The following is a 26,051-nucleotide window of genomic DNA, read 5'->3' on the forward strand; positions in this document are numbered from 1 at the left end:
CTTCGACAGCTTCAACCCAAACACAGCCATTCAACGAGTCAGCATCATCGAGAGGATCCACCATGGCATTGAATCTTGACCGCAGGCACTTCCTGGGACTGGCAGGTGCCGGCGCCGGCGCCGCCGCACTGTCGGCCTGCGGAGGCCCGTCCACCGCAGGCCCCGCAGCTGCGACCGCGGCCGCCGACATCGACTTCAGCGGCGTCAAGCCCGCAGCCTCCATCGATTTCTGGTCCAGCCACCCGGGCAAGTCCCAGGACGTGGAGAAGGCCATTATCGAGAAGTTCCACGCCAAGTTCCCGGAGATCAAGGTCAACCTGGTCACCGCCGGGGCGAACTATGAGGAAATCGCCCAAAAGTTCCAGACCTCGCAGGCCGCGAAGTCCGGCCTTCCGGGCCTCGTGGTGCTCTCGGATGTCTGGTGGTTCCGGTACTACTCCAACGGCAACATCATCGCCCTGGACAGCCTGATCAAGCAGCTGGACGTCAAGGTCGATGACTTCCAGAAGTCCCTTATCGCGGACTACCGGTACGAGGACAAGCAGTGGGCGCTCCCCTACGGCCGTTCCACCCCGCTGTTCTACTACAACAAGGACCACTTCAAGGCCGCCGGGCTGCCGGACCGCGCCCCGAAAACGTGGCAGGAGTTTGCCGAGTGGGCGCCCAAGCTGAAGGCCAGTTCCGGCGCCCAGTACGCGTACATCTACCCGGCGCTGGCCGGCTACGCGGGCTGGACGCTGCAGAACAACCTGTGGGGCTGGGGCGGCAGCTGGTCCAACGAGTGGGCCTTCAACTGCGATTCCGCCGAGTCGGTCGCCGCACTGCAGTGGGCCCAGGACTCGATCTTCAAAGACAAGTGGGCCGGGGTCTCATCCAAGGAGGCTGCCGATGACTTTGCTGCGGGGATCACCTCGTCAACGATTTCCTCGACCGGTTCCCTGCTGGGGGTGCTGAAGTCCGCGAAGTTCAACGTGGGCGTCGGCTACCTGCCGGGCGGTCCCAAGAACGAAAGCCCGGTGTGCCCCACCGGCGGCGCAGGACTGGGCATCCCCAGCGGCGTCAGCAAGGAAGTGCAGCTCGCCGCCGCCACCTTCCTGAAGTTCATGACGGAACCGGAAAACACGGCGCAGTTCTCCGCGGCCACCGGCTACATGCCCACCCGCACCTCGGCCGACATGACAGCGGTGCTGGCCGCCACCCCGCAGATCAAGACCGCCATGGACCAGCTCACCGTCACCCGTGTGCAGGACAACGCCCGCGTGTTCCTGCCGGGCGCCGACCAGGAGATGGCCAAGTCCGCCGCGGCGATCCTCACCCAGCAGGGCGACGTCCAGGCCACCATGACGGCGCTCAAGGCCACCCTGGAAGGCATCTACACCAAGGACGTGAAGCCCAAGCTCAAGAGCTGACGGCGCACCCCCACCCAACTAGCTCGCAGTTAAGGCCGTCTTGAGCGCTCAAAACGGCCTTAACTGCGAGCTAGTTGGGTTTAAAGCGGGCTTACGGGATCGGGACGGGCACGACGCCGAGCGGGGCCAGCTTCGCCGCTCCCCCGTCGGGCGCGGAGAGCACCCAGATGCCCTGCTCGTGGACCGCAACGGAATGCTCCCACTGGCAGGAACGCTTGCCGTCGGTCGTGACCACGGTCCAGTCGTCCTCCAGCACGGCGGTCTCGATGCCGCCGCGCACCAGCATCGGCTCGATGGCCAGGCACAGCCCCGGCCGGATCTTCGGCCCGCGGTGGTTGGTGCGGTAGTTCGGTACGTCCGGTGCCATGTGCATTTCGGAGCCGATTCCGTGGCCCACGTAGTCCTCCAGGATGCCCAGGGGCTTGCCGGGCACAGAGGAGACATAATCGTCCACGGCATTGCCGATGTCGCCGATGAACTTGCCGGTCGCCAGCGCGGCAATCCCGTGCCACATCGCGGCCTCGGTGACATCGGAGAGCCGCTGGTCCTCCGGATCCGCGGCTCCCACGATCACCGAGCGGGCCGAGTCGGAGTGCCAGCCGCCCAGGATCGCGCCGCCGTCGATCGAGAGGATGTCCCCGTCCTGCAGGACGCGGTCGCCGGGGATGCCGTGCACGACCTCCTCGTTGACCGAGGTGCAGATCGTGGCCGGGAAGCCGTGGTAGCCCAGGAAATTCGACGTGGCACCGGCGTCCTTGAGTACCGCGGCGAAGACGGCGTCAAGGTCCTTGGTGGTCTTGCCCGGCGCGGAGGCCGAAACCGCGGCGTCGAGGGCCCGGCTGAGCACAAGCCCGGCCTCGTGCATGGAGCGCATCTGGGCGTTGGTCTTGTATTCGATGCGTGGCTGGCCGAATGCCATCCGCAACTTCCTTTCAATGGGGCTGTGCCAGGGCGGGAAAGCCGCCGGCGAAATGGCTGAGGCCCCTCCCGATAATCCGGGAGGGGCCTCGAGGTTCGCGGGCCGGTCAGGCCGCCTGAGCCTCTTTGATGGCCTGCATAACGCGGTCGGTGACCTCGTCGATGCCGCCGATGCCGTCAACGCGGGTCAGGATGCCGCGCTCTGCATACTTGGCGACAACGGCCTCCGTCTGCTCGTGGTAGAGGTCAAGGCGGTGCCGGATGACGGCTTCGTTGTCGTCAGTGCGTCCGGTTTCCTTGGCGCGGCCGAGCAGGCGAGTGACGAGTTCCTCGTCATCGGCCGTGAGCTGCAGGACGACGTCGAGCTTCTGGTCGCCGTCGGCCAGGATCCCGTCGAGGTAGTCCACCTGCGCGGTCGTGCGGGGGTAGCCGTCCAGAAGGAAGCCGTTCTCCACGTCGCCCTCGCCGAGCCGGTCGCGGACCATCTTGTTGGTCACGCTGTCCGGGACAAAGTCCCCTGCATCCATGTACGTCTTGGCTTCGATGCCCAACGGCGTCTCACCCTTGACGTTGGCGCGGAAGATGTCCCCGGTGGAGATCGCAGTCACGCCGAGGCGCTCCGAAATACGCTCCGCCTGCGTTCCCTTGCCGGAGCCGGGAGGTCCGATAATCAACATTCTCGTCATCGCAAAAGCCCTTCGTAGTGACGCTGCTGTAGCTGCGCATCAATCTGCTTGACGGTCTCCAAACCTACGCCGACCATGATCAGGATCGAGGTGCCACCGAACGGGAAGTTCTGGTTGGCGTTGATCAGGACCAGTGCGACCAGCGGGATAAGTGCCACAAAAGCCAGGTAAATGGCACCGGGTAGCGTGATCCTGGCAAGCACATACTGCAGGTAATCTGCGGTCGGCTTGCCGGCACGGATACCCGGAATGAAGCCGCCGTACTTCTTCATGTTGTCAGAAACTTCTTCAGGGTTGAAAGTGATCGCAACATAGAAGTACGTGAAGAACACAATCATGGAGAAGTAGAGCACCATGTAGATCGGCTGGTCACCGCGGACCAGGTTGTTATTGATCCACTCCACCCAGGGCGCAATCGGCTCGCCGGGCTGGGGCTGGTTGAACTGCGAGATCAGGCCCGGCAGGTACAGCATCGAGGAAGCGAAGATGACGGGCACGACGCCGGCCATGTTCACCTTGATCGGGATGTACGTGCTGGTGCCGCCCACGGTCCGCCGGCCTATCATCCGCTTGGCGTACTGCACCGGAATGCGGCGCTGGGACTGCTCCACGAAGACCACGGCGGCCACGGTCAGCAGGCCGATGACCAGAACCATGAAGAAGGTGCCGGGGCCCTGCGAGGTCCAGATGGCGCCGAGCGAGCCCGGGAAGCTGGAAACGATCGAGGTGAAGATGAGCAGGGACATGCCGTTGCCGACACCCTTTTCGGTCACGAGCTCGCCCATCCACATGATGAGGCCGGTGCCGGCCGTCAACGTGATGATGATCAGGATCGTGGTGACGATGCTGTCGTCCGGGATGATCGGCAGCTGGCAGTTCGGCAGCAGCTGGCCCGAACGTGCGAGGGACACCAGGGTCGTGGCGTTGAGCAGTCCGAGGGCGATCGTCAGGTAACGCGTGTACTGCGTCAGCTTCGACTGGCCCGAGGCGCCCTCCTCGTACAGCTGCTGGAAGCGGGGAATAACCACCCGGAGCAGCTGAACGATGATGCTGGCCGTGATGTACGGCATGATGCCCAGGGCGAAGACGGACACCTGGAGCAATGCACCGCCGCTGAACAGGTTGACGAGCTGGTAGATGCCGCCCGTGGTCTGACCGTTCTGCAAGCATTGCTGGACATTCTGGTAGTTCACACCAGGCGAGGGGATGAAGGCACCCAAGCGGAAGATTGTGATGATTCCCAGCGTGAACAACAACTTGCGTCGCAGATCAGGCGTGCGAAAGGCCCGGCCAAATGCGCTAAGCAAGCGTCCTCCTGATTAATAAGTAAAGTCGTGTGAGATAGGTCAAATAAACCCAACAACCGAGTCTAACGGGTGGACGCGCCCTGCGGACAATCGCAGGGCCGGGAAAAAAGAAAAACTCCCGGCACCTAAGGGCCTGAGCCCCTGGTACCGGGAGTTTCCACAACGGGCAACTGCCCCGCCGCCTCGTTAGAGGGCGGTGGTGCTTCCGCCTGCTGCAGCAATCTTTTCTGCGGCGCTGGCCGAGAATGCGTGGACGGTGACGTCAACCTTGACGGTGATGTCGCCGGTGCCAAGCACCTTGACGGGCTGGTTCTTGCGAACGGCACCCTTTTCGACCAGGTTCTCCACGGTGACTGCGCCACCTTCCGGGAACAGCTCGTTGAGCTTGTCCAGGTTTACAACCTGGTACTCAACCCGGAACGGGTTCTTGAAGCCGCGCAGCTTCGGCAGGCGCATGTGCAGCGGCAGCTGGCCGCCGGCAAAGCCAGCCTTGATCTGGTAGCGGGCCTTCGTGCCCTTGGTACCGCGACCGGCGGTCTTACCCTTGGAACCTTCACCACGACCAACACGGGTCTTGGCGGTTTTGGCACCCGGGGCGGGACGCAGGTGGTGAACCTTCAGTGCGTTCTGCTTCTCAGCAGCGGCGCCCTGTGCCTTTTCGGCGGTGTTCTTCTCTGCCATTTACTTCGCCTCCTCTACCTTTATCAGGTGCGGAACCGTGTTGACCATGCCAACGGTCACGGGATCGGCGGTGCGGACAACGGTGTGTCCGATCCGCTTCAGGCCGAGGGACCGAAGGGTGTCGCGCTGGTTCTGCTTGCCGCCAATGGCGGACTTAATCTGAGTGATCTCCAACTTTGCGTCGGAGACAAGCACGTTCTTAGCCAACTCAGACACCTGCCTTCTGGTTCAGGAGTGCCTTCACCATTGCCGGCGGAGCGATCTCGTCGAGCGGGAGGCCGCGGCGTGCTGCCACTGCTGCCGGCTCTTCGAGGCGCTTCAGCGCGTCAACGGTCGCGTGCACGATGTTGATGGCGTTGGAGGAACCGAGCGACTTGGAGAGGATGTCGTGGATGCCCACGCACTCCAGTACTGCACGGACCGGACCGCCGGCGATAACACCGGTACCGGCGGAAGCCGGACGCAGCATAACGACGCCTGCGGCGGCTTCACCCTGAACACGGTGCGGGATGGTGCTGCCGATGCGGGGAACGCGGAAGAAGGACTTCTTGGCTTCTTCAACGCCCTTCGCGATTGCGGCAGGAACTTCCTTAGCCTTGCCGTAGCCAACGCCGACCATACCGTTGCCGTCACCGACGACGACGAGGGCGGTGAAGCTAAAGCGACGACCACCCTTGACGACCTTGGAAACACGGTTGATGGTTACGACGCGCTCTACGAACTGGCTCTTTTCGGCTTCGCGGCCACCATCGCGGCCACCACGGCCACCACGGTCGCCACGGCCCTGGCCGCGGTCGCCACGCTCGCCACGACGAGCGCCACCACGGGCGGCGTCGGTGGTAGCAGGCGCAGCGGTCTCAGTTGCCGGAGCAGCTACAGCTTCAGTCACCTGAATGTCCTTTTCGTTATTTTCGGTCACAGTGACAGCCCACCTTCACGTGCGCCGTCAGCGACGGCGGCGATCCGGCCGTGGTACTTGTTACCACCGCGGTCGAAGACAACAGCTTCGATTCCGGCAGCCTTGGCACGCTCGGCGACGAGCTCGCCAACGCGCTTGGCCTTGGCAGTCTTGTCACCGTCGAATGCACGAAGGTCGGCTTCCAAAGTGGAGGCGCTCGCTACGGTCAGGCCCTGGGTGTCATCGACAACCTGGACGAATACGTGGCGTGCGGAACGGTTGACGACCAGACGAGGACGTACAGCCGTTCCGGAAATGCGCTTGCGGATACGAAGCTGGCGGCGGCTGCGCTGGGCAGACTTGCTCTTGTTCGTACGCTTCTTGTTAATTGCGATCGCCATGGTTACTTACCAGCCTTTCCGACCTTGCGGCGGATGACTTCGCCTGCGTAACGGATGCCCTTGCCCTTGTAGGGGTCCGGCTTCCGCAGCTTGCGAATGTTGGCAGCAACCTCGCCGACCTGCTGCTTGGAGATGCCTGAAACAGAGAGCTTGGTCGGGGTCTCTACTGCAAAGGTGATGCCGTTCGGTGCCAAGACGCTAACCGGGTGGCTGTAGCCCAGAGCGAACTCCAGGTCAGAACCCTTTGCCTGAACGCGGTAACCGGTACCGACGATTTCAAGCTTCTTCTCGTAGCCTGCGGTGACACCCTGGATCATGTTGGCGATCAGGGTGCGGGTCAGGCCGTGCAGCGAACGTGAGGCGCGCTCGTCGTTCGGGCGGGCGACAGTCAGGGTGCCATCTTCCAGGGAAACCTCGATCGGGCTGGGCACAGTGTGGCTCAGCTCGCCTTTGGAACCCTTGACATTGACGACAGAGCCGTCAACCTTGACCTCAACGCCGGCAGGAACGGTGATGGGGAGACGTCCAATACGTGACATTATTCTCTTCCTTTCCCGTTACCAGACGTAAGCGAGGACTTCGCCGCCCACGCCCTTCTTGCCGGCCTGCTTGTCAGTCAAGAGGCCGGAAGAGGTGGACAGGATTGCGACACCCAGGCCACCGAGCACGTGCGGCAGGTTGGTGGACTTTGCGTAAACGCGCAGTCCCGGCTTGGAAATACGACGAACGCCAGCGATTGAACGCTCGCGGTTCGGACCGAACTTGAGCTCGAGGGTCAGCTTCTTGCCAACCTCAGCGTCTTCTTCTTTCCAGGAGGCGATGTAACCTTCGGCCTTCAGGATGTCGGCAACGCGTGCCTTGAGCTTGCTGTACGGCATAGACACAGAATCGTGGTATGCCGAGTTTGCGTTGCGCAGACGCGTAAGCATGTCTGCGACGGGATCTGTCATTGTCATGGTGGGCTCTTGCCCTTCCTCATAACGGTTTCCGCCGTGCAGTCATCCCCGAGGGGAACCGGCACGGTCGGACCTTTTACGTAGCTAGATTAATCTTCGGTCTTGAACGGGAAGCCAAGCGCCTTGAGCAGCGCGCGGCCTTCGTCGTCGGTCTTGGCAGTGGTCACGACGGTGATGTCCATGCCGCGAACGCGGTCGATGGAATCCTGGTCGATCTCGTGGAACATAACCTGCTCGGTCAGACCGAAGGTGTAGTTGCCGTTGCCGTCGAACTGCTTGCCGCTGAGGCCCCGGAAGTCACGGATACGCGGCAGAGCCAGCGTGACCAGACGGTCCAGGAATTCCCACATGCGGTCCCCACGCAGAGTTGCGTGTGCACCGATCGGCATGCCTTCGCGCAGCTTGAACTGTGCGATCGACTTGCGGGCCTTGGTTACCTGCGGCTTCTGGCCGGTGATCAGGGTCAGATCGCGGACAGCGCCGTCGATCAGCTTGGAGTCCTTAGCGGCATCTCCAACACCCATGTTCACAACGACCTTGACCAGACGGGGAACCTGGTTGACGTTCTCGTACTTGAATTCCTCAACGAGCGTGCTCTTGATGGAATCCGCGTACTTGGTCTTCAGACGAGGAACGATCTTGCTTGCCGGAGTCTCGAGAGTCTCAGTCATTAGATGTCCTTCCCTGAGCTCTTGGCCACGCGGACACGCACGTCGCGCTTCACGCCATCGCGCTCAACGGTCTCGGTGCGGAAACCGACGCGGGTGGGCTTCTTGGTGGACGGGTCAACCAGAGCCACGTTGGAGATGTGGATCGTAGCCTCGACGACTTCGATGCCACCGGTCTTGGTGCCGCGCTGCGACTGACCGACCTTGGTGTGCTTGGTTACGCGGTTAATGCCTTCGACCAGCACGCGGTTGGTCTCGGGGAAAACGCGCAGAACCTTGCCCTGCTTGCCCTTGTCGCCGCCGCGCTCAGCCTTGGCGCCAGTGATGACCTGAACGAGGTCACCCTTTTTGATCTTAGCCATGGACTAAAGCACCTCCGGAGCCAGAGAAACGATCTTCATGAACTTCTTATCGCGAAGTTCACGACCAACCGGTCCGAAGATACGGGTACCGCGGGGGTCACCGTCGTTCTTCAGGATCACAGCTGCGTTCTCGTCAAACTTGATATAGGAACCATCCGCACGGCGGCGTTCCTTCTTGGTACGGACGATGACAGCCTTGACGACGTCGCCCTTCTTTACGTTGCCGCCCGGAATTGCGTCCTTGACGGTAGCGACGATTACGTCGCCAATGCCTGCGTAGCGACGGCCAGATCCACCGAGAACGCGAATGGTAAGGATTTCCTTAGCACCCGTGTTGTCGGCGACCTTGAGTCGCGACTCCTGCTGAATCACTATTTACTCCTTGCGTCGCGCGGGTTCTCAGACCGAAAATCTTCCTACGGAATGAGCCTTGCGGAACGGTTGATCGGGGTGTCTCTTGACCTGCCTGGATTTTGCCAGACCAGGCCTAAACTCCCGTGCCAAAAACATTTGCTTCCCACGCGGATCCCGACGAATCGGGGCGCTAGGGGGCACTATGCCGTGGCACGATTGTTTACGAGGTTGATGACGGCGCACAGAGGGCGCCATACAAACTCAAAATCTTAGCACATTTCGGGCGTATCCCCATATCACAGCTGCGCCGCCGCTGCACAGGCCAACGCCGTCACGCCCGGCAGCCTTTTGGCCCCGCTGGTGCCGCACTCCCCCGGAATGCCGGCCCGCCGGCGTCGACCGCTGCCGAAACCCTGCCCTGCGTGACGCGCAGCCCGCGGGTCCGCCGACGTCCCGGCCGAACGAGGTTGTACAGGCCAGCACGGCACAGCAGCGCCCGACGGCGTCACGCCCGGCAGTCTTTTGGCCCCGCTGGTGCCGCACTCCCCCGGAATCCCGGCCCGCCGGCGTCGACCGCTGCCGAAACCCTGCCCTGCGTGACGCGCGGCCCGCGACGCGCAGCCCGCTGGGAACCCGGCGCCGGATACGGAGAAACCCCCGTTCCCAAAAGGGAACGGGGGTCCTCGTACAGCCAGGCTGCGGGTGTTACTTGGCCTTCTCGATGATCTCCACCAGACGCCACCGCTTGGTAGCGGAGAGCGGGCGGGTCTCGGCGAGGAGAACGAGGTCGCCGATGCCGGCGCTGTTCTCTTCGTCGTGAGCCTTGATCTTCGTGTTGCGGCGAAGGACCTTGCCATAGAGGGCGTGCTTCACACGGTCCTCGACCTGGACAGTGATGGTCTTTTCCATCTTGTCCGAGACCACATAGCCGCGCTTCGTCTTACGGTAACCGCGCTCGTCAGCCTTAGCTGCGCCGGAAACAGTTTCCGTCACGTTCTCGTCCTTTTCACTCACTTGGCGTCCTCCTCGGTCTCAACCGTTTCAGCCTTGTCGGCCTTCTTGGTTGCAGCCTTCTTGGACTTCTTTTCTTCCTTGGCTTCCACAACCGGTGCGGCAACCTCGGCACGAATGCCCAGCTCGCGCTCACGGAGAACGGTGTAGATGCGTGCGATGTCCTTCTTTACCGCGCGCAGTCGACCGTGGTTCTCCAGCTGACCGGTGGCGGACTGGAAACGCAGGTTGAACAGCTCTTCCTTGGCCTTACGGAGTTCCTCAACGAGTCGCTCGTTGTCGAAACCGTCCAGCTGTGCGGATGCAAGTTCCTTGGATCCTACTGACATTTCTATTCACCACCTTCGCGACGCAGAATGCGTGCCTTCAACGGGAGCTTGTGGATCGCCAGGCGCAGTGCCTCGCGGGCCGTTTCTTCATCGACACCTGAGATCTCGAAGAGAACCCGGCCCGGCTTGACGTTTGAGACCCACCATTCCGGAGAACCCTTACCGGAACCCATGCGGGTTTCGGCAGGCTTCTTCGTCAGCGGACGGTCCGGGTAGATGTTGATCCAGACCTTTCCGCCACGCTTGATGTGGCGGGTCATCGCGATACGGGCAGACTCGATCTGACGGTTCGTGACGTATGCCGGGCTCAGAGCCTGGATACCCCATTCACCGAAGGAGACCTTCGTGCCGCCCGTTGCAGCCCCGGAACGACCCGGGTGGTGCTGCTTACGGTGCTTGACTCGACGTGGGATAAGCATTTAAGCCTGTCCTCCTTCTACAGCCGGTGCTGCTGCTTCAACCACCGGAGCTTCAGCAGCAGCGGGTGCAGCCTCGGCGGGGCGGTCAGTACGACGGCGGCGGTCACCACGGTCAGCGCCACCCGGGCGGCCCGGGCGGTCGCTGGCACCACGGCCGCGGGACGGAGCAGCAGCTGCCTGCTGAGCCAGTTCCTTGGCGGTGATGTCACCCTTGTAGATCCAGACCTTCACGCCGATGCGGCCGAAGGTGGTCTTTGCCTCGTAGAAGCCGTAGTCGATGTTCGCGCGGAGGGTGTGCAGGGGCACACGGCCTTCGCGGTAGAACTCCGAGCGGGACATTTCTGCGCCGCCCAGTCGACCCGAGCAAGCGATACGGATGCCCTTGGCACCAGCACGCTGCGCGGACTGCATGGCCTTCTTCATCGCACGGCGGAAAGCCACGCGGGAAGTCAGCTGCTCAGCAACGCCCTGCGCAACAAGCTGTGCTTCCATCTCGGGGTTCTTGACCTCGAGGATGTTCAGCTGGACCTGCTTGCCCGTGAGCTTTTCGAGCTCGCCGCGGATGCGGTCTGCTTCTGCGCCGCGGCGGCCGATAACGATGCCCGGACGTGCCGTGTGGATATCCACACGGACACGGTCGCGGGTGCGCTCGATTTCGACCTTGGCGATACCGGCGCGCTCCATGCCCGTGGACATGAGCTGGCGGATACGGATGTCTTCGCGGACGAAGTCCTTGTACCGCTGGCCGGGCTTGGTGCTGTCAGCAAACCAGTGCGATACGTGATCGGTGGTGATGCCGAGTCGGAACCCGTGCGGGTTAACTTTCTGTCCCACTTAGCGAGCCTCCTCTTTCTCCGGGGTAGCGACTACCACGGTGATGTGGCTCGTGCGCTTCTTGATCTGAAATGCACGACCCTGGGCTCGCGGCTGGAACCGCTTCATGGTCGGGCCTTCATCAACATACATTTCGCTGATGATGAGGTCACCCTCGTCAAACGCCACGCCGTCGCGGTCCGCGAGGACCCGGGCGTTGGAGATTGCCGACTGAACTACCTTGAATACCGGCTCTGAAGCTGCCTGCGGGGCAAACTTCAGAATTGCCAGAGCCTCATTCGCTTGCTTACCACGAACAAGGTTGACGACGCGCCGGGCCTTCATAGGCGTTACGCGGATGTGACGCGCAATTGCCTTGGCTTCCATTGCTTTCCTTCTCTCGTCTTTGACGTAAGTGCAGGCGCCTAGCGGCGCTTGCCCTTACGGTCGTCCTTGACATGGCCGCGGAATGTCCGCGTGGGAGCGAATTCGCCGAGCTTGTGCCCGACCATCGACTCAGTGACAAACACGGGGATGTGCTTGCGTCCGTCGTGTACGGCGATCGTGTGGCCGAGCATGTCGGGGACGATCATCGAGCGGCGGGACCAGGTCTTGATGACGTTCTTGGTGCCCTTTTCGTTTTCCCTGGCTACCTTTACAAAGAGGTGCTGGTCAACGAAAGGACCTTTTTTCAGGCTGCGTGGCATGTGTCCAGGCTCCTATCGCTTGTTCTTGCCAGTACGACGGCGACGAACAATAAGCTTGTCGCTCTCTTTGTTGGGACGGCGGGTGCGGCCTTCGCGCTTACCGTTCGGGTTGACGGGGTGACGTCCACCGGACGTCTTACCCTCGCCACCACCGTGGGGGTGGTCAACCGGGTTCATGGCGACACCACGGACGGTCGGGCGAACGCCCTTCCAGCGCATACGGCCGGCCTTACCCCAGTTGATGTTCGACTGCTCGGCGTTGCCGACCTCGCCGACGGTTGCGCGGCAGCGCACGTCAACGTTGCGGATTTCGCCGGAAGGCAGACGCAGCTGGGCGAAACGGCCTTCCTTAGCAACGAGCTGGATCGATGCGCCGGCGGAGCGGCCCATCTTGGCGCCGCCACCCGGACGCAGTTCGACTGCGTGGACTACGGTACCGACCGGGATGTTGCGCAGCGGGAGGTTGTTGCCGGGCTTGATATCAGCGTCGGCACCTGCCTCTACGGTGTCACCCTGGGCCAGCTTGTTCGGGGCAATGATGTACCGCTTGGTGCCATCAATGTAGTGCAGGAGTGCGATGCGAGCCGTGCGGTTCGGATCGTACTCGATCTCGGCAACGCGGGCGTTGACGCCGTCTTTGTCGTGGCGACGGAAGTCGATCAGACGGTACTGGCGCTTGTGGCCACCACCCTTGTGACGGGTCGTGATCTTACCGGTGTTGTTACGGCCACCCTTTTTCGGGAGGGGACGTACCAACGACTTTTCCGGCGTCGACCGCGTGATTTCAGTGAAGTCCGCTACGCTCGAGCCGCGACGGCCCGGGGTAGTCGGCTTATATTTACGGATTCCCATAATTTAATTTCCTCGTTAAAGTGGTCTCCGCTACGAGAGCGGACCGCCGAAGATGTCGATCGTGCCTTCTTTGAGGCTCACAATTGCACGCTTGGTGTTCTTGCGGGTACCCCATCCGAATTTGGTCCGCTTGCGCTTACCGGCACGGTTGATGGTGTTGATCGAGTCGACCTTGACGGAGAAGATTTTCTCCACGGCCAGCTTGATCTCGGTCTTGTTCGAGCGGGGGTCCACCAGGAAGGTGTACTTGCCCTCATCGATCAGGCCGTAGCTCTTTTCCGAGACGACGGGTGCAAGCACGACGTCGCGCGGGTCTTTGATGGTGGCTGCACTCACTTGGCATCCTCCTCGTTCTTTGCCACTGCCTTGGAAGCAACGAATGCTTCGTAGGCAGCCTTGGTGAAGACAACGTCATCGGAGACGAGAACGTCGTAGGTGTTCAGCTGGTCTGCGTACAGAACGTGAACATCCGTGAGGTTGCGCACGGAGAGTGCAGCAACATCGTTGGCGCGCTCGATGACAACGAGCAGGTTCTTGCGCTCGGAGACATCCCGCAGGGTAGCCAGTGCGGCGCTGGAGGACGGCTTGGTGCCGGGAACCAGTTCAGCAACGACGTGGATGCGGCCGTTACGGGCGCGGTCAGAGAGAGCGCCGCGCAGGGCAGCAGCAATCATCTTCTTGGGGGTGCGCTGGCTGTAGTCACGCGGCGTGGGGCCGTGGACAACGCCACCACCGGTCATGTGAGGAGCACGGATTGAACCCTGACGGGCGCGGCCGGTGCCCTTCTGCTTGAACGGCTTGCGACCTGCACCGGAAACCTCGGCGCGGGTCTTGGTCTTGTGGGTACCCTGGCGAGCAGCAGCGAGCTGGGCAACGACGACCTGGTGCATCAGCGGCACGTTGGTCTGTACGTCGAAGATCTCTGCAGGCAGGTCAACCTTGACAGTGCTAGTCATTGAACTAGGCTCCCTTCACGGCGGTGCGTACGAGTACGACCTGGCCGCGGGCGCCGGGGACGGCGCCCTTGATCAGGAGCAGCGACTTCTCGACGTCAACCGCGTGGACCGTGAGGTTCAGCGTGGTGTGACGAACGGCGCCCATGCGGCCGGCCATTTTCATGCCCTTGAAGACGCGGCTCGGGGTGGATGCGCCACCGATTGAACCGGGCTTACGGTGGTTCTTGTGGGCACCGTGGGAAGCTCCAACGCCGTGGAAGCCGTGACGCTTCATAACACCGGCGAAGCCCTTACCCTTGGTGGTGCCAACGACGTCGATCTTCTGGCCGGCTTCGAAGAGCTCTACGGAGAGCTCCTGGCCCAGCTCGTAAGAGTCAGCATCTGCAGTGCGCAGTTCGACGACGTGACGGCGAGGCGTGACGCCTGCCTTTTCAAAGTGACCAGCCAGCGGCTTGGTGACCTTGCGGGGATCGATCTGGCCGTAGCCGATCTGAACGGCGACATAGCCATCAGTGTCTGCATTGCGCAGCTGCGTGATGACGTTCGAGTCAGCCTGGACCACAGTGACGGGGATGAGTTTGTTGTTCTCGTCCCAGACCTGGGTCATGCCGAGCTTCGTGCCCAGCAGGCCCTTTACGTTACGGGTTGCGGTCATAGTTTCTCAGCACCTCCCTACAGCTTGATTTCGATGTTCACGTCGGCCGGCAGGTCGAGACGCATAAGCGAATCAACAGCCTTGGGCGTGGGGTCGATGATGTCGATCAGACGCTTGTGAGTACGCATTTCGAAGTGCTCACGGCTGTCCTTGTACTTGTGCGGAGAGCGGATGACGCAGTAGATGTTCTTCTCCGTCGGCAGCGGCACAGGGCCTACTACCGTGGCGCCTGCGCGCGTGACCGTCTCAACGATCTTCCGTGCTGAAGAGTCAATGACCTCGTGGTCGTATGACTTCAGCCGGATGCGGATTTTTTGTCCCGCCATGTCGCCTGACTCTCTTTCGTTAGTGCTGCTCCAGTGAGGGCTGCTCTGTTTACTTGCGTGTTGCATGTGGCTGCCGAAGCAATTGAAGTCGTAACTACCACCCGCCGCACAAGCTGAATCCGGATAAATCCGGGTTCCTCAACCTGCCGACGTAACCGACCCCCGCGGTCGGGCGTGTCGCGCTTTTCACGCGTACTCGTCCGCAGTTCCTTGGGGCGTGGGTTATGTTTGGTCTCCTACTTGGACCCTGACACCCGGCATTATCCGGATCGGGACGCGAAAGAGCGCTTGAACAACTCATCTAGTATGCCGGAATTGCCGGGCAGAAGCGAATCGGCGGCCGGGCGGGGTGGGGCATTCTCCGGGCAGCCACCGGGCGGGTCACGCCGTTTCGGAACGGTCGACGGCGGGACAAGACGTCCGCTCATTGCCTTCGGCAGGCGCCGTGGGCATGATGGGGGCATGACTGTGCAGGATTCCGTAGCAGTTCAGGCCCTTGCCGCGCGCCTGCGCCCGGATTTCCAGCTGGGAGTTGCCTCGGCCGCTTTCCAGATAGAAGGATCGCTCGCGGCCGGCGGCCGAGGGCCCTCCGGCTGGGACGCGTTTGTCGAGAAGCCCGGCACCATCCAGGACGGCCACTCCCCCGCCGTCGCCTGCGACCACTACAACCGCACCGCGGAAGACGTCGAACTAATGCGCACGCTCGGCATCGACTCCTACCGGTTCTCCCTCTCCTGGCCCCGGATCCAGCCGGACGGGACCGGTCCGTTCAACAGCGCCGGGCTCGACTTCTACGACCGGCTCATCGACCAGCTGCTGGCAGCCGGCATCTCCCCCATGGCCACCCTGTACCACTGGGACACCCCGCTGCCGCTGGAACACCGCGGGGGCTGGCTGCAGCGGTCCACCGCGGAACGCTTCGCCGAGTACAGCGCGGCGGCCGGCCGCCGCTTCGGCGACCGCGTCGCGCAGTGGGTGACGCTCAACGAACCGGTCTCGGTCACGCTCAACGGCTATGCCCTCGGGGTCCATGCCCCGGGCCATGACCTGCTCTTCGATGCCCTGCCCGCCGTGCACCACCAGCTCCTGGCGCACGGCCTGGCCGTGCAGGCGCTGCGCGCGGAGGGTGTCACCGGCGCTGTTGGTGTCACCAACCTGCATTCCCCGGTCCGGCCTGCGTCCCGATCGGTGACGGACCGGTTCCTGGCCAACATCTTCGACCTAGTCCTGAACCGGGTCTATGCGGATCCGATCCTCCTGGGCCGCTACCCGAAAGTGCCGCTGATCGCCAAGCCGTGGTTCCGTTCGATGGGGAAGATCTCCGACGCCGACCTGCGGACCATCCACCAGCCGCTCGATTTCTACGGGCTGAACTACTACTACCCCGTGAAGGTCGCGACCGGACGCGGCGCGGGCGAGAGCCCCGCGGGCACCGCGGACGCGATGCTGAAGATGCCCTTCCATATGGCGGCGTTCCCGGAATACCCGACGACGGGGTTCGGCTGGCCGGTGGCGCCGGACCATCTGGGCCCGCTGCTCCGGGAACTGAAGGACAGGTACGGTGCGGCGCTGCCCCCGCTGTACATCACCGAAAGCGGGGCCAGTTTCCCCGAGCCCGAGCACGTGTCCGGCCCTATCCCGGATACGGACCGGATCAGTTACATCGCATCCCACCTGGGGCACGCCGTGGACGCCACCGCGCCGGGCGGCATCGCCGAGGACGTTGAACTGCTGGGCTATTACGTCTGGACCCTGATGGACAACTTCGAGTGGGCGGCCGGGTACTCGCAGCGCTTCGGGCTGGTCCACGTCGATTTCGACACCCAGGAGCGCACGCCCAAGGAGTCGTATTACTGGTACCAGGCCCTCAGCCGGGCCCGCAAGCTCTGAGCCGGCAGGACCCGCCGGCGGCGGGCCGGCACCGGCCCGGTCGCCTGCCCGGCTTTGGACGTTTACGCGCTATTTCTCCCGGTTCGCCCGGTTAATGCGCTTGGCCCGCTCAATCTCGTCGCGGAAGTGCTTTTTGGCCCAAAAGACGGCGGCGACGACGGCAACGGCCACCAACAGAAAAATCAACCAGCTCATTGTGAGCTCCCTTCGTTGGGAGCTACGATATCAGCGCCCGGCCCCCGTCAACTATGGTCCGCCGGCTCACGGTGCGGTGCTGGCACGTCAGCCACGGGCTTGCTGCGGTTTAGCCTCCAGACCGCCAGCACGATGAGGCCCACGGCAATGAGGGCCAGCAGCGCGAAGGTGTACTGGCGCATCGCCCACATGATGCACAGCGCCACTCCCGCCGCACCCCACCAGACGAACAACCGTTCACCGAAGGCCAGCCCGGCCATCAGCACCACGGCCATCAGCGCCAGGACCCACAGCTGCTGCCCGGAATCACCGCCGAACATGATCCCCAGCCCGGAGAGCGTCAGCACCCCGGCGGCGCCGGACACCAGCACCCGGCCGGTTCTTCGGTGGTCCGCCCCGCGGTAACCGGAGGCCAGGCGGAGGGCTCCCAGCACCCCTGCGAGAACGACATACCACTGCAGCGCCCAGAACACGTCGGGCCACTCGGAGCCTGAGTCGAGCCCGGTGAACAGCACCGCGCGCTGCACCGCCGCCGTCGTGGCGAAAAGTCCGAGTTCCGCGCCCGCCCTGCGGGCCGCCGCCGGCACCTCGGCGCAACACACCGCGGCGGTGGCGGCCACGAGCGCAACCACGGCCCACGCCGTTTCGTCCCACCGCAGCCCGGCTGCCGCGCCGAGGCCAAGCCCCAGGACCGCTGCCGACACCAGGGACCAGCGGCGGACCGGATCGGCGGCCAGCGGTTCGCGGCGCAGCCATCGGACGGCATACAGCGCCGCCGCCGCCGGAACGCAGCCCGCCAGCCACGGAAGGTAGCTGCCCCCGGCACCCGGCACGGCTTCCGGGAGCACGGACGCCGCCAGCGCGGCACCGGACAAGGTGGCGCCGGACAGCGCCGCCGCCACGGCCGGCATGTAGAGCGCCGGCCACCGTTCCAGGTGCGACGCCGCAAAACAGGCCGCTGCCAGCGCCAGGACCGACGCCCCGGTCAGCCAGTGGGCGGCGAGCGGAGCCAGCACCAGGGCAGTCAGGACGAAACCACCGGACGCTGCCAGCCAGAGCCAGCGTTCGACGTCGGCCCGCGCGTTCCGCCGGAAACGCAGGCCGGCGGCGGTGGCGGCCAGCGACAGCACGAGCAGCATCACGACGACCCCGTCGTGGCTGAGCACCGGCTGGTCCAGCAGACGGCCGGCAGGGGTGCCGCCGTCGAACTGCGCCAGCGGCCCCAGCGCCACGGTGCCGAACACGGCGGCATAGACCGTCAGGTAGGCCGCCCCGCGGGCCGCAAACACCCGGCTGGCCACGGCCGCGGCGACCAGCAGCAGGGCCACGTGCAGCAGCATGACCCAGCGGCCGCCGTCGTCCGGCGCCGCTCCCAGATAGCCGAGCGGAAGCACCGTCTGGGCCGCGAGCGTGATCCATACCGCTGCCTGCTGGAACGGGACGTCCGCCAGGCGGTGCCGCATGAGCCAGCGGATCACGTGCTGGGCGGCAAGGACCAGCCCGAAGGTCACCGAGACGGCGGTGACCGAGACCGTCGCGTCGTAGCTCAGGACGAGCGCGAGTGCCAGGGTCAGCAGCCGGGCCGACGCGAAGTAGACGCCCCTGGCCGTGCGCGGGTTGGAAGCCACCACCATCGCGGCGCTGAAGGCGGCAAAGATGCCCAGAACCAGCTCGACGTCGAGCGCCGAACCCGCACGGGTCAGCAGCAGCACCGCCAGCACCGCCGGGGCAAACACCGCTGCGCGCGAGCGGGCTCGCAGCACAAACCCCGCCGCCGCTGCGCTGAGGGCCATCACGACGACGGCAGCGGTCAGCTGCCATCCCGCGGTCGACTGGGGCTGGAGGCCGGACGCCGTGAGGACAGACAGTGCGGCGGCCTGCAGCACCAGCACCGCGGTGGCGTCGGCGACCACGCCGTCGGGAGCCCGGCCCCGGAGCTCGGCCAGCAGGGGGAAAGCCAGCTGCAGCCCCAGCACCAGCACCGCCAGCGAAGCGCCCATAAGCTCCTGGCCGCCGGGCAGCAGCGGTCCGGTCTCCTGCCGCAGCTGCTGGAAACCCGTCAGGACCAGGATGGTGCCGGTCCCGCGGGCCATCCACCAGTAGCTCCACCGCTGCTGCAGCAAACCGCGGCGCAGCGCCGTTGCCACGAGGTAGAGCACCGTCAGGGCGAGGCTGATGTTGCCGCTCCGGAGCGAGACCCCGGTAAGCGCCAGACCGGCCAGCGCCGCCGCCATGCCCAGCGGCAGCAATTCACGGACACCGGACCACCGGGGAGTTCCGGCCGAAGCTTCCCCGGAGAGGGCCCAGCCGATGCCAAGGGATGTGAGGAGCTGGAGCACGACGGCGGCTCCGGCGAGCGTTCGCCCCGGCGAGCCGTCCACGAAGGCCAGCGCGGCGAGGGCGGGGAGTGCCGCCAGGGAGAAGGCCGCGAGGCTGGCGTCCGGGGCCAGCGACGGCGCTCCCGCCCGGACCAGGGCTGCCGTGGCGAGCTGCTGCACCACAAGGGCCAGCAGGAATGCTGTCAGCACCGGAACAGCGCCGCCGCCGGTCACGGCCGCGGCCACCGCCGGAACGGCCAGCGTGACTGCGATGCGGGCGGCGAGCACGAAGTGCCGGCGCAGGGGCTCCGCCGGGGGCAGGGAACGCAGGACCCAGAACAGCGCGACCAGCAACAGGAACACCGCCGGGCTCCAGACGCCGGCGCGGCCGCCGAACGCCGCAGCCACCAGAAGCGCGGCCACGGGGGCCCCTTCCGCCATCCCTTCCAGGCCCACGGCGAGGGCCATGCCGGTGAGCAGCGCCAGCAGCAGCGGCAGCCACACCGGGACGTCGACGGCGGGGGCGACGGCGGGGTCGACGGCGGCTAAGAACATGGTGGCGGCGCCCCACAGCAGGGTCAGGAGCAGTTGCAGCCCGAAGGTGCCGAGGGCGTCCGCGCGCCGTCGGCCGTCCGAGCCCAGGAGCGCGGCCGGAACCACGGTCAGCCCGGACGCCAGCAGCACGGACTGGAGGGCTGCCAGCATGATGGCGGTCAGCACCATCCACGGCTGGCTGTCGGTCGCCGCCCAGACCGCGGCCGCCGGCGCCACGGTAAGGCTGACCCGCGCGCCGTAGTACTGGCCGACCCGGAACTGGCTCTGCGGGAGCGCCGCCATCAGGGCGAAGTACGTTCCGCACAGGAACATGATGAACGCGTACTCGCCCCTGCCCAGCAGCATCGGAAGGAAGGTCACAGCGACTGCGACGGCGGGGACCACAAACGGGTGCAGGTCCATCAGCGGTCTGAGGAACACCGATGGCATCCAGTGCGGACGCGTCAGGGCCAGCAGCGTCAGGAGGACCGCGATGGCGATCAGCGCCGCGAAGTACCAGAGCAGCGCCCCGCCCACGACCGAAATCCCGGACCACGCCGTCGACACGACGAACGTCAGGGACAGGTAGGCGAGAACCCTGCTGTCCATCCGGACGGCGGCGGCAACATAGGCCACGGTGCCGATGAACGAGGTGACCAGCCAGGCGGCGGGGCCGTCGGGCAGGGTGAAGTTGTACATGGCCAGGCCGACCACCGGGATCAGGGCCAGGCCGGTTCCGACGAAGGCGACGGCGGCCGGCCTGAGCCGCGGGGCCTTCGCATGCAGGACCAGACCGCCGGCATAGAACAGCACGGTGATGGCGACAACGCCGGCGAAGCGGAGGATTACCGGGAGGGCGGTGCCGATGAACAGGGCACCGGCAGCCACCAGCAGGAGGCTGGCGACGTAGAGGGTGATGTTGATGTTCTGCCGGTCCCGTTTCTCCTCCCGGGCAGCCAGTTCCGCGGCGGACTCCCGCGGAACTGCCGGGGGCGCGGCCACCTGCGGCGCGGGCCGCTGCATGGGGACGGGCCAGTGCTGTTGGTGCGCTGCAGGCTGGGCCGGCGGTGGAGCCGCTGCCGGCGCCGGCGGGATGGTCGCGGGCACCGGCTCCCGTGCGACCTGACCGTCCCGCCAGCCCTGGAGGTGCCCGGCGCGGAAGCCGGCCGCGAAGGCCTGGCTGTTCGCGTCAGCGTCACGCCGGCGTTCCCGGGTCCTCCCCCAGCGGAGGCCCAGCAGGAGGGCGCCCGCCACCAGGAGTATAGCCAGCAGGGGGTGCACAGCGGTCGACATGGATATCCTTCGTGACTCCGGCTGTCCGTACCGCCCAGCTCCCATTAAATCCAATGACTAGATGAAATATAGCACCGGTGGGTGGTCAGCGGATGCCTGTCCACAGGGCCCGTTCCCAGGGGGCCTTGCGACCGCTGCCCGGGCAGCGAACCCGGAACGCAAAAAAGAACAGCCCCGCTGCGAGTGCAGCGGGGCTGTTCTTTGCTTCACGGGGGCCGTCAGACGGCCATCCGATCAGGGATCTAACTCAGATCAGCAAGTACTACTTGAGGATCTTGGTAACGCGTCCCGAACCAACGGTGCGGCCGCCTTCGCGGATAGCGAAGCCGAGGCCCTCTTCCATGGCGATGGGCTGGATGAGCGCGACGGTCATCTCAGTGTTGTCGCCAGGCATAACCATTTCCGTGCCTTCCGGCAGGGTGATAACGCCGGTTACGTCCGTGGTGCGGAAGTAGAACTGCGGGCGGTAGTTGGAGTAGAACGGGTTGTGACGTCCGCCTTCGTCCTTGGAGAGGATGTAGACGTTAGCCTCGAAGTCGGTGTGCGGGGTAATGGAACCCGGCTTGACGACAACCTGGCCACGCTCGACATCGTCGCGCTTCAGACCGCGGAGCAGGAGGCCACAGTTCTCGCCGGCCCATGCTTCGTCGAGCTGCTTGTGGAACATCTCGATACCGGTAACCGTGGTCTTCTGGACCGGGCGGATGCCGACGATCTCGACCTCGGAGTTGATGGCGAGGGTTCCACGCTCGGCGCGGCCCGTAACAACGGTGCCACGGCCGGTGATCGTGAAGACATCTTCGATCGGCATCAGGAACGGCTTGTCGCGGTCACGTACCGGGTCCGGCACAGAGTTGTCGACAGCTTCCATGAGGTCCTCGACGGACTTGACCCAAACCGGGTCGCCTTCGAGAGCCTTCAGGCCCGAGACGCGAACGACCGGAGCCTCATCGCCATCGAAGCCCTGAGCCGAAAGCAGCTCGCGAACTTCCATTTCGACGAGGTCGAGGAGCTCTTCGTCATCGACCATGTCCGACTTGTTCAGTGCAACCAGCAGGTAGGGAACGCCAACCTGGCGGGCGAGCAGGACGTGCTCGCGGGTCTGAGCCATCGGGCCGTCAGTGGCGGCAACCACGAGGATTGCACCGTCCATCTGTGCAGCGCCGGTGATCATGTTCTTGATGTAGTCAGCGTGACCCGGAGCGTCTACGTGTGCGTAGTGGCGCTTCTCGGTCTGGTACTCAACGTGGGAGATGTTGATGGTAATGCCGCGCTGACGCTCTTCGGGAGCAGAGTCAATAGACGCGAAGTCGCGCTGCTCGTTGAGTGTCGGGTACTTGTCGTACAGCACCTTGGAAATCGCGGCCGTCAACGTCGTCTTACCGTGGTCAACGTGACCAATGGTGCCGATGTTAACGTGCGGCTTAGTCCGCTCGAACTTTGCCTTTGCCACAGGTTCCTCCTAGAACGTTTTCAAATGACTTACTCTTCGACCGCGCTTGTCGCGGCGAAACTTCAGTAAGTCTACTTGGGGGGCTTTGGATTGATGAAATTGCAGATTCAGGAACTAATACTAGTCCCTCGAGTCTGTCGGTGCAGATGGCCGGCCGGCGAGGCCGGAGCCGGCCACCTGCACCAGGTGAATCTCCGTTGACGAAGACGCACCCGAGTTCTTTGCTGCGAGAGTCCTAGGGACTACTCGCCGCGGGTCTTCTGGATGATCTCGTCGGCGAATGCCTTCGGGACCTCGGCGTAGCTGTGGAACGTCATGGAGTACACAGCGCGGCCCTGGGTCTTCGAGCGCAGGTCACCGATGTAGCCGAACATGCCGGACAGCGGGACGTGCGCGCGGATGACCTTGACGCCCTGGGCATCTTCCATGGACTGCATCTGGCCACGGCGGGAGTTGAGGTCACCGATAACTTCACCCATGTATTCCTCAGGGGTGCGGACCTCGACATCCATCAGCGGTTCGAGCAGGATGGGGTTCGCCTTGCGTGCGGCTTCCTTGAAAGCCATACGGCCGGCGATCTTGAACGCCATTTCCGAGGAGTCAACATCGTGGTACGCGCCGTCAATCAGCGTGGCCTTGATGCCGACAACCGGGTATCCGGCGAGGACGCCGTCGTTCAGCGCATCCTGGATACCGGCGTCAACCGAGGGGATGTATTCGCGCGGAATACGTCCACCGGTGACCTTGTTCGAGAACTCGTACAGCTCGCCCTCGGTCGTGTCCAGCGGCTCGATCGCGATCTGGATCTTTGCGAACTGGCCGGAACCACCGGTCTGCTTCTTGTGCGTGTAGTCGTGACGCTCTACAGCACGCTTGATGGTTTCGCGGTAGGCAACCTGGGGCTTGCCCACGTTTGCCTCGACCTTGAATTCGCGGCGCATGCGGTCCACCAGGATGTCCAGGTGGAGCTCGCCCATGCCGGCGATGATGGTCTGGCCGGTGTCCTCGTTGAGGGAGACCTGGAAGGTCGGGTCCTCAGCGGAGAGCTTCTGGATGGCCGTGGAGAGCTTCTCCTGGTCACCCTTGGTGTTCGGCTCGATCGCAACAGAGATCACGGGCTCCGGGAAGCTCATGGACTCGAGGACGATCTGGTTGCTGGGATCACACAGGGTGTCGCCCGTGGTGGTGTCCTTCAGACCGATCGCTGCGTAGATGTGGCCAGCGGTAGCGCCGTCAACGGGCATTTCCTTGTTGGCGTGCATCTGGAACAGCTTGCCGATGCGCTCCTTCTTGCCCTTGGTGGAGTTGACCACCTGGGAGCCTGCTTCCACGTGACCGGAGTACACGCGGATGAAGGTGAGCTGACCGAAGAACGGGTGCGTAGCAATCTTGAACGCCAGAGCCGAGAACGGCTCCTCGGAGGACGGCTTGCGCGTCAGTTCCTTCTCTTCGTCGCGGGGATCGAGACCGATCATCGGCGGGACGTCGAGCGGGTTCGGCAGGTAGTCCACGACGGCGTCAAGCATCGGCTGGACGCCGCGGTTCTTGAACGCGGAGCCGCAGAAGACCGGGTAGAGCTCGGAGTTGATCGTCATCTTGCGGATGCCGGCCTTGAGCTCGTCTTCGGTGATTTCTTCACCTTCGAGGTACTTCTCCATGAGCTCTTCGGAGGACTCAGCAACGGTCTCAATGAGCGTTGCGCGGTACTCCTCGGCCTTTTCCTTGAGGTCAGCCGGGATCTCCTGGATCTCGTACTTGGCACCCATGGTGACGTCACCCTTGGAGTCGCCGGGCCAGACCAGTGCGCGCATGTAAAGCAGGTCGACGACGCCGATGAAGTCGTTCTCGGCGCCGATCGGCAGCTGCATAACGAGCGGCTTGGCACCCAAGCGGCTGATGATGGTGTCGACGGTGAAGTAGAAGTCAGCGCCGAGCTTGTCCATCTTGTTGACGAAGCAGATGCGCGGGACGTTGTACTTGTCAGCCTGGCGCCAGACAGTCTCAGACTGCGGCTCCACGCCTTCCTTGCCATCGAACACGGCAACTGCACCGTCGAGGACGCGCAGGGAGCGCTCAACCTCAACCGTGAAGTCAACGTGGCCGGGGGTGTCGATGATGTTGATCTGGTTGTTTTCCCAGAAGCAGGTCACGGCGGCAGACGTGATGGTGATGCCGCGTTCCTTTTCCTGTTCCATCCAGTCAGTCGTCGAAGCGCCGTCGTGCGTTTCGCCGATCTTGTGGTTCACACCTGTGTAGAACAGGATGCGCTCGGTAGTAGTGGTCTTGCCGGCATCAATGTGGGCCATGATGCCGATATTGCGGACCTTGCTAAGGTCGGTAAGCACGTCCTGTGCCACGGTGTCTCCCTTTCGGATGGACTGCACGATCGCCGCCCGCTCGGTGGAGCCGGCGGCGTCCGGGAAGTATTACCAGCGGTAGTGTGCGAAGGCCTTGTTGGACTCGGCCATCTTGTGGGTGTCTTCGCGACGCTTCACAGCGGCACCGAGACCGTTGGAGGCATCCAGAATCTCGTTCTGGAGGCGCTCGGTCATGGTCTTCTCGCGGCGGGCCTTGGAGTAGCCAACCAGCCAGCGCAGGGCGAGTGCGGTGGAGCGGCCCGGCTTGACCTCAACCGGAACCTGGTAGGTGGCGCCACCGACACGGCGGGAGCGGACCTCGAGGGAAGGCTTGACGTTCTCCATGGCCTTCTTGAGGGCTGCAACCGGGTCGCCGCCGGACTTGGCACGAGCACCTTCGAGTGCACCGTAAACGATGCGCTCTGCGGTGGACTTCTTGCCGTCAACGAGCACCTTGTTGATCAGCTGGGTGACCAGCGGGGAGCCGTAAACGGGATCTAGAACTAGCGGCCGCTTGGGGGCCGGACCCTTGCGAGGCATATTACTTCTTCTCCATCTTTGCGCCGTAGCGGCTACGAGCCTGCTTACGGTTCTTGACACCCTGGGTATCGAGGGCGCCACGGACGATCTTGTAACGGACACCCGGAAGGTCCTTAACGCGGCCGCCACGGACGAGCACAATGGAGTGCTCCTGCAGGTTGTGGCCTACACCGGGGATGTACGCGGTAACTTCAACGCCGCCGTTGAGGCGCACACGTGCAACCTTACGCAGAGCCGAGTTCGGCTTCTTCGGGGTCGTCGTGTACACGCGGGTGCAAACACCGCGGCGCATCGGGCTGCCGTTAAGGGCGGGGGCCTTGGTCTTCTTGACCTTAGGCGTGCGGCCCTTGCGGACCAGCTGGTTAATCGTAGGCACTCTCGTGTTCTCCGTTTTATCCGGAGCGGCCGTTGGCAGCCGCTCTCTTGTCGCTGCGCCCCGCCGCTCGAGCTTTGAAGTTCTCTCCAGAGCAGCTGAGGCGAAGCCTTAATAGTCGGACCGCAGGCCGGGCCCACGGACTTTCATCCTGAATGGCCTCTAGGCATGCGAAAATGTGGCATACGTTGCACAAGAACCCTGCAAACCGGAAACGTCGACCTGGTTCAGCCTTTCAGCTTCTACCGGCGCACTCATCCACTGCCACAATAACAATTAGTCTCAAGTCTAACACGGACGGGTCCGGGCCCTTAATCGGCGCGGAACCACGCCCCTCCTCCCCCATCGATTGCTCCGGTACCGCCCTTATGGGGCCCCAAAAGGGCGGTA

Annotated in this window: 31 protein-coding genes; 2 read left to right on the forward strand and 29 right to left on the reverse strand. The window is 63.9% G+C overall.

What is annotated here, in order from left to right; all coding sequences use genetic code 11:
* Positions 1–62 precede the first annotated feature (62 nt).
* Entirely contained in the window at positions 63–1,409 is a 1,347-nt protein-coding gene (locus ACZYZ5_RS02230) for an ABC transporter substrate-binding protein (RefSeq protein ID WP_463898865.1), read from the forward strand.
* Positions 1,410–1,500: 91 nt separating this feature from the next.
* Here ACZYZ5_RS02230 and map read toward each other — a convergent pair whose 3' ends face one another.
* From map to rpsJ, 23 genes are all read right to left on the reverse strand, one after another.
* On the reverse strand, positions 1,501–2,328 hold the full coding sequence (gene map / locus ACZYZ5_RS02235) for a type I methionyl aminopeptidase (RefSeq protein ID WP_463898866.1): 828 nt from the start codon (positions 2,326–2,328) through the stop codon (positions 1,501–1,503).
* 106 nt (positions 2,329–2,434) lie between these two features.
* The gene (locus ACZYZ5_RS02240; protein WP_463899221.1) at positions 2,435–3,004 is read right to left on the reverse strand and encodes an adenylate kinase; all 570 of its coding nucleotides are present in this window, start codon (positions 3,002–3,004) and stop codon (positions 2,435–2,437) included.
* Positions 3,005–3,009: 5 nt separating this feature from the next.
* Complete coding sequence (gene secY / locus ACZYZ5_RS02245; protein ID WP_463898868.1) at positions 3,010–4,320, reverse strand: preprotein translocase subunit SecY; 1,311 nt, start codon at positions 4,318–4,320, stop codon at positions 3,010–3,012.
* Positions 4,321–4,506: 186 nt separating this feature from the next.
* Positions 4,507–5,001: a 50S ribosomal protein L15 gene (rplO, locus tag ACZYZ5_RS02250; protein WP_011692793.1), complete on the reverse strand. Its 495-nt coding sequence runs from the start codon at positions 4,999–5,001 to the stop codon at positions 4,507–4,509.
* A complete protein-coding gene (gene rpmD, locus ACZYZ5_RS02255) occupies positions 5,002–5,208 on the reverse strand; it encodes a 50S ribosomal protein L30 (protein ID WP_463899223.1) in 207 nt (68 codons plus the stop codon).
* Position 5,209: 1 nt separating this feature from the next.
* Entirely contained in the window at positions 5,210–5,890 is a 681-nt protein-coding gene (gene rpsE / locus ACZYZ5_RS02260; protein WP_307460639.1) for a 30S ribosomal protein S5, read from the reverse strand.
* A gap of 26 nt (positions 5,891–5,916) precedes the next feature.
* Positions 5,917–6,300: a 50S ribosomal protein L18 gene (gene rplR, locus ACZYZ5_RS02265; protein WP_307460555.1), complete on the reverse strand. Its 384-nt coding sequence runs from the start codon at positions 6,298–6,300 to the stop codon at positions 5,917–5,919.
* A 2-nt stretch (positions 6,301–6,302) separates the two neighbouring features.
* Complete coding sequence (gene rplF / locus ACZYZ5_RS02270; RefSeq protein ID WP_282379793.1) at positions 6,303–6,839, reverse strand: 50S ribosomal protein L6; 537 nt, start codon at positions 6,837–6,839, stop codon at positions 6,303–6,305.
* 18 nt (positions 6,840–6,857) lie between these two features.
* Complete coding sequence (gene rpsH / locus ACZYZ5_RS02275; protein WP_056425243.1) at positions 6,858–7,256, reverse strand: 30S ribosomal protein S8; 399 nt, start codon at positions 7,254–7,256, stop codon at positions 6,858–6,860.
* Positions 7,257–7,345: 89 nt separating this feature from the next.
* Positions 7,346–7,927 carry a 50S ribosomal protein L5 gene (gene rplE / locus ACZYZ5_RS02280; protein ID WP_024366124.1) on the reverse strand — a complete coding sequence of 194 codons (582 nt, stop codon included), beginning with the start codon at positions 7,925–7,927 and terminating at the stop codon, positions 7,346–7,348.
* A complete protein-coding gene (gene rplX, locus ACZYZ5_RS02285) occupies positions 7,927–8,286 on the reverse strand; it encodes a 50S ribosomal protein L24 (protein ID WP_307460561.1) in 360 nt (119 codons plus the stop codon). The genes rplE and rplX overlap by 1 nt, the downstream gene beginning before the upstream one ends.
* A gap of 3 nt (positions 8,287–8,289) precedes the next feature.
* Positions 8,290–8,658 carry a 50S ribosomal protein L14 gene (rplN, locus tag ACZYZ5_RS02290; protein WP_003803789.1) on the reverse strand — a complete coding sequence of 123 codons (369 nt, stop codon included), beginning with the start codon at positions 8,656–8,658 and terminating at the stop codon, positions 8,290–8,292.
* A gap of 687 nt (positions 8,659–9,345) precedes the next feature.
* Positions 9,346–9,654, reverse strand: coding sequence for a 30S ribosomal protein S17 (rpsQ, locus tag ACZYZ5_RS02295; protein ID WP_463898869.1), 309 nt, complete (start codon positions 9,652–9,654; stop codon positions 9,346–9,348).
* Entirely contained in the window at positions 9,651–9,980 is a 330-nt protein-coding gene (rpmC, locus tag ACZYZ5_RS02300) for a 50S ribosomal protein L29 (RefSeq protein ID WP_069949295.1), read from the reverse strand. Before rpmC ends, rpsQ begins: the two co-directional genes overlap by 4 nt.
* Before the next feature lie 2 nt (positions 9,981–9,982).
* A complete protein-coding gene (rplP, locus tag ACZYZ5_RS02305; protein WP_024366129.1) occupies positions 9,983–10,399 on the reverse strand; it encodes a 50S ribosomal protein L16 in 417 nt (138 codons plus the stop codon).
* Positions 10,400–11,233: a 30S ribosomal protein S3 gene (rpsC, locus tag ACZYZ5_RS02310; protein WP_463898871.1), complete on the reverse strand. Its 834-nt coding sequence runs from the start codon at positions 11,231–11,233 to the stop codon at positions 10,400–10,402.
* Complete coding sequence (gene rplV, locus ACZYZ5_RS02315; protein WP_069949298.1) at positions 11,234–11,599, reverse strand: 50S ribosomal protein L22; 366 nt, start codon at positions 11,597–11,599, stop codon at positions 11,234–11,236.
* 38 nt (positions 11,600–11,637) lie between these two features.
* Complete coding sequence (gene rpsS / locus ACZYZ5_RS02320) at positions 11,638–11,919, reverse strand: 30S ribosomal protein S19 (protein ID WP_018773666.1); 282 nt, start codon at positions 11,917–11,919, stop codon at positions 11,638–11,640.
* A 12-nt stretch (positions 11,920–11,931) separates the two neighbouring features.
* A complete protein-coding gene (gene rplB, locus ACZYZ5_RS02325; protein WP_463898872.1) occupies positions 11,932–12,771 on the reverse strand; it encodes a 50S ribosomal protein L2 in 840 nt (279 codons plus the stop codon).
* 30 nt (positions 12,772–12,801) lie between these two features.
* On the reverse strand, positions 12,802–13,107 hold the full coding sequence (gene rplW, locus ACZYZ5_RS02330) for a 50S ribosomal protein L23 (RefSeq protein WP_024366132.1): 306 nt from the start codon (positions 13,105–13,107) through the stop codon (positions 12,802–12,804).
* Complete coding sequence (gene rplD, locus ACZYZ5_RS02335; protein ID WP_282379776.1) at positions 13,104–13,727, reverse strand: 50S ribosomal protein L4; 624 nt, start codon at positions 13,725–13,727, stop codon at positions 13,104–13,106. The genes rplW and rplD overlap by 4 nt, the downstream gene beginning before the upstream one ends.
* A gap of 4 nt (positions 13,728–13,731) precedes the next feature.
* Positions 13,732–14,382, reverse strand: coding sequence for a 50S ribosomal protein L3 (gene rplC, locus ACZYZ5_RS02340; protein ID WP_024366134.1), 651 nt, complete (start codon positions 14,380–14,382; stop codon positions 13,732–13,734).
* A 17-nt stretch (positions 14,383–14,399) separates the two neighbouring features.
* The gene (gene rpsJ / locus ACZYZ5_RS02345; RefSeq protein ID WP_024366135.1) at positions 14,400–14,708 is read right to left on the reverse strand and encodes a 30S ribosomal protein S10; all 309 of its coding nucleotides are present in this window, start codon (positions 14,706–14,708) and stop codon (positions 14,400–14,402) included.
* 462 nt (positions 14,709–15,170) lie between these two features.
* Here rpsJ and ACZYZ5_RS02350 point away from each other — a divergent pair, with 462 nt between their 5' ends.
* The gene (locus tag ACZYZ5_RS02350) at positions 15,171–16,598 is read left to right on the forward strand and encodes a GH1 family beta-glucosidase (RefSeq protein WP_463898874.1); all 1,428 of its coding nucleotides are present in this window, start codon (positions 15,171–15,173) and stop codon (positions 16,596–16,598) included.
* 69 nt (positions 16,599–16,667) lie between these two features.
* Here ACZYZ5_RS02350 and ACZYZ5_RS02355 read toward each other — a convergent pair whose 3' ends face one another.
* The 6 genes from ACZYZ5_RS02355 to rpsL all read right to left on the reverse strand — a co-directional run bounded on the left by ACZYZ5_RS02355 (position 16,668) and on the right by rpsL (position 25,664).
* On the reverse strand, positions 16,668–16,793 hold the full coding sequence (locus ACZYZ5_RS02355) for a hypothetical protein (protein WP_463898876.1): 126 nt from the start codon (positions 16,791–16,793) through the stop codon (positions 16,668–16,670).
* 47 nt (positions 16,794–16,840) lie between these two features.
* The gene (locus ACZYZ5_RS02360) at positions 16,841–20,938 is read right to left on the reverse strand and encodes a hypothetical protein (protein WP_463898877.1); all 4,098 of its coding nucleotides are present in this window, start codon (positions 20,936–20,938) and stop codon (positions 16,841–16,843) included.
* 262 nt (positions 20,939–21,200) lie between these two features.
* Positions 21,201–22,391: an elongation factor Tu gene (gene tuf, locus ACZYZ5_RS02365; protein ID WP_069949303.1), complete on the reverse strand. Its 1,191-nt coding sequence runs from the start codon at positions 22,389–22,391 to the stop codon at positions 21,201–21,203.
* Between the two features lie 242 nt (positions 22,392–22,633).
* On the reverse strand, positions 22,634–24,748 hold the full coding sequence (fusA, locus tag ACZYZ5_RS02370; protein WP_463898878.1) for an elongation factor G: 2,115 nt from the start codon (positions 24,746–24,748) through the stop codon (positions 22,634–22,636).
* 69 nt (positions 24,749–24,817) lie between these two features.
* Positions 24,818–25,288 carry a 30S ribosomal protein S7 gene (gene rpsG / locus ACZYZ5_RS02375; RefSeq protein WP_011692813.1) on the reverse strand — a complete coding sequence of 157 codons (471 nt, stop codon included), beginning with the start codon at positions 25,286–25,288 and terminating at the stop codon, positions 24,818–24,820.
* Between the two features lies 1 nt (position 25,289).
* Positions 25,290–25,664 (reverse strand): 30S ribosomal protein S12, encoded by a 375-nt coding sequence (gene rpsL, locus ACZYZ5_RS02380; RefSeq protein WP_011692814.1) that lies wholly within the window; start codon positions 25,662–25,664, stop codon positions 25,290–25,292.
* Positions 25,665–26,051: the final 387 nt, after the last annotated feature.

The organism is Pseudarthrobacter ribosi, from assembly GCF_055412865.1.